The organism is Acidisphaera rubrifaciens HS-AP3, from assembly GCF_000964365.1.
Classification (GTDB): Bacteria; Pseudomonadota; Alphaproteobacteria; order Acetobacterales; family Acetobacteraceae; genus Acidisphaera; species Acidisphaera rubrifaciens.
This window is the reverse complement of the sequence record NZ_BANB01000422.1, coordinates 1-2,600: the sequence shown is the minus strand read 5'-3', so window position 1 is coordinate 2,600 and position 2,600 is coordinate 1. Positions and strand designations below refer to the sequence as shown.

Genomic DNA, 2,600 nt, shown 5'->3' with positions numbered 1-2,600 from the left:
CGGGCGCGATCTGCGGATTGGGCAGCAGCCCGGCCTGCAGCAGCTGCGCCTTGGCGATGCCGTGCCGCGCCCGTGCCGCGACCAGGTCGGGATCGTTCTGCACGGCCAGCACGGCGACGTCGTCGACCGACAGCGGACCGCCGGGTGCCACGCCCTCGTGACGCAGATCCGCGACGGAGGCGGCGAGCGCCGGCCGGTCCGCGAGCGGCGCCGCGTGATAGCGCGCGCAGGCGCCGGGAAGCATGGCGGCAGCAAGCAGAACAGTATATACAGGCCGTCGGTACGACATCGTATTTTGCCGGCTACCCGACCCGACCTTTCCGGCACCTGCTCCCAACATTCGCGATCGCCAACTTGACAAGCGCGGGCCGCTGCGCCCGAGGCTGTCGCGCCATGCGAATCCTGCTGATCGAGGACGATCCCGACACCGCCGACTACATCCTGCAGGGACTGCAGGGCGAAGGGCACGAGGTGCAGCACGCCGCCGGCGGCCGGACCGCGCTGTTCGAGGCGGCGGCCGGCGAGTGGGACGTGCTGGTGGTGGACCGCATGCTGCCCGGGATCGACGGATTGGGGCTGGTGCGCGTCCTGCGCGCGAGCGGCGTGGCGACGCCCGTGCTGTTCCTCACCACCATGGGCGGCATCGACGACCGGGTGGCGGGGCTGAATGCGGGCGGGGACGACTACCTGACCAAGCCCTTCGCCTTCGCGGAGCTGGTGGCGCGCGTCGCCGCCCTCGGCCGGCGGGCGCGCGGCCACGCGCCGGAGACGGTGCTGCAGGTCGCCGACCTGGAAATGGACCTGCTGGCGCGCAGCGTGCGGCGCGGCGGGGCGCGCATCGAGCTGCAGCCGCGCGAGTTCATGCTGCTGGAATACCTGATGCGCCACGCAGGCCAGGTGGTGACGCGCACGATGCTGCTGGAGAATGTCTGGCAGTTCCACTTCGACCCGCGCACCAACATCGTGGACAGTCACATCAGCCGCCTGCGGGCGAAGATCGATCAGGGCCGCGCCGAGCTGATCCACACGGTACGCGGCGCCGGGTACTGCCTGCGTGCGCCTTCCTAGGCTGCTGCGGACTTCGAGCTTCCGGCTGACGCTGCTCTACGGCGGCGTGTTCGGGCTGTGCGTCGCCGTGCTGTTCGTGATCGTCGCCTGGTCGGCGACCGGCTACATCGCGCGCCAGATCGACCGCACGGTCGCCAACGAACTGACCGAGGTGCGGGCCGATGCCGCGGCCGACACCGCGCCCGCCCTGCGCCCGGTGATCGAGCAGCTCGTCGCGCGCGCGCCGGGCATCTACTACCTGTTGCAGGATGCGCAGGGGCGCGTGCTGGCGGGCAACATGCCGGCCGCAAGTCCGCTGCCGGGCGTGCGCGTGCTGGGGCCGTCGGGACGCGCGGGACGGCATGCCGATGGCGGCATACGCGGGCGCGGCGTCGTGCTGTCGGACGGGTCCTATCTGTTCGTCGGCATCAGCGATTTCGAACAGGGCGAGATGCGGACGGTGATCGTCCACGCCTTTGCCGCGGGCTTCGCAGTGACGATCGCGCTCGCGATCCTGGGCGGCCTCGCGACCAGCCACAGCCTGCTGCGGCGCATCGACGCGATGAGCCTCGCAAGCCGCGACATCATGAAGGGCGATCTCGGCCGGCGGATCGACCTGCGCGGCTCGGGCGACGAGCTGGACCGGCTCGCCGCCAGCCTCAACGCGATGCTCGACCGCATCCAGGAGCTGATGGGCGAGGTGCAGCAGGTGTCGAGCGACATCGCGCACGACCTCCGCACGCCGCTCAGCCGGCTGCGGCAGCGGCTGGAACTGGCGTTGCGCCGCGACCGGGACGCGGCGGCGCTGCGCGACGCGGTCGAGGGGTCGATCCGCGACGCCGATGCCATCCTCGAGACCTTCGCCGCCCTGCTGCGCATCGCGCAGATCGAAAGCGGGTCGCGCCGCGCCGGCTTCACGGAGGTCGATCTCGGCGTCCTGCTGGGCGACGTGGCCGAAGCCTATGTGCCGGTCGCGGAGGAGCATCGGCAGCGCCTGACGGTCGCGGCCGCCCCAGGGTCGCGGGTCGCGGGCGACCGTCAGCTCCTCGCGCAACTATTCGCCAACCTGATCGAGAACGCGATCCGCCACGCGGGGGACGGCGCGGCCATCGCGGTCACGGCCGCGTGGGACGCGGGCGTGGTGCGCGCGAGCGTCGCCGATGACGGCCCGGGCATTCCCCCCGCCCTGCGCGCGAAGGTGCTGCGACGCTTCTACCGGCTGGAGACGAGCCGAACGACGCCGGGCAGCGGCCTCGGCCTCAGCGTGGTGAAGGCGATCGCCCTGCTGCACGACGCCGACCTCGTGCTGGAGGATAACCGGCCCGGCCTGCGCTGCGTGCTGGTGTTCCCCGCGCTCAGCGGTCCGGCCTGACCCGCCACAGAACCGGCGCGGCGATCCCCGGCATGGGACGGCCGACGCCCGCCGGGGCGAGCCACGACGGCGGATCGTCGCGACGGAGCCGGTCCCACAGCGTATCGCCATGCCCAGCCGCGCCGGCGGGCGCGGGGCAGATGAGCACGTACTCCGCGCCGGTCGCGCGCACCGCGTCGGG

At 72.5% G+C, this 2,600-nt stretch carries 3 protein-coding genes and 1 pseudogene; 2 read left to right on the top strand and 2 right to left on the bottom strand.

Annotated elements, in window-relative coordinates:
- Positions 1-244: pseudogene (locus B8460_RS12290) on the bottom strand (TolC family protein); the annotation flags it as partial.
- A 149-nt stretch (positions 245-393) separates the two neighbouring features.
- Between B8460_RS12290 and B8460_RS12285 the strand changes: the two are divergent.
- On the top strand, positions 394-1,068 hold the full coding sequence (locus B8460_RS12285) for a response regulator transcription factor (protein WP_048861893.1): 675 nt from the start codon (positions 394-396) through the stop codon (positions 1,066-1,068).
- A complete protein-coding gene (locus B8460_RS12280) occupies positions 1,055-2,419 on the top strand; it encodes an ATP-binding protein (protein ID WP_048861892.1) in 1,365 nt (454 codons plus the stop codon). The genes B8460_RS12285 and B8460_RS12280 overlap by 14 nt, the downstream gene beginning before the upstream one ends.
- Here B8460_RS12280 and B8460_RS23065 read toward each other — a convergent pair.
- Positions 2,403-2,600: hypothetical protein (locus B8460_RS23065; protein WP_048861891.1), on the bottom strand; the 198-nt coding region annotated here is incomplete at its 5' end. The two genes, B8460_RS12280 and B8460_RS23065, sit on opposite strands and share 17 nt — an antisense overlap.

Coding starts and splice junctions, on each gene's coding strand:
- B8460_RS12285 (WP_048861893.1), top strand. CDS start 394: ATGCGAATCCTGCTGATCGAGGACGATCCCGACACCGCCGACTACATC.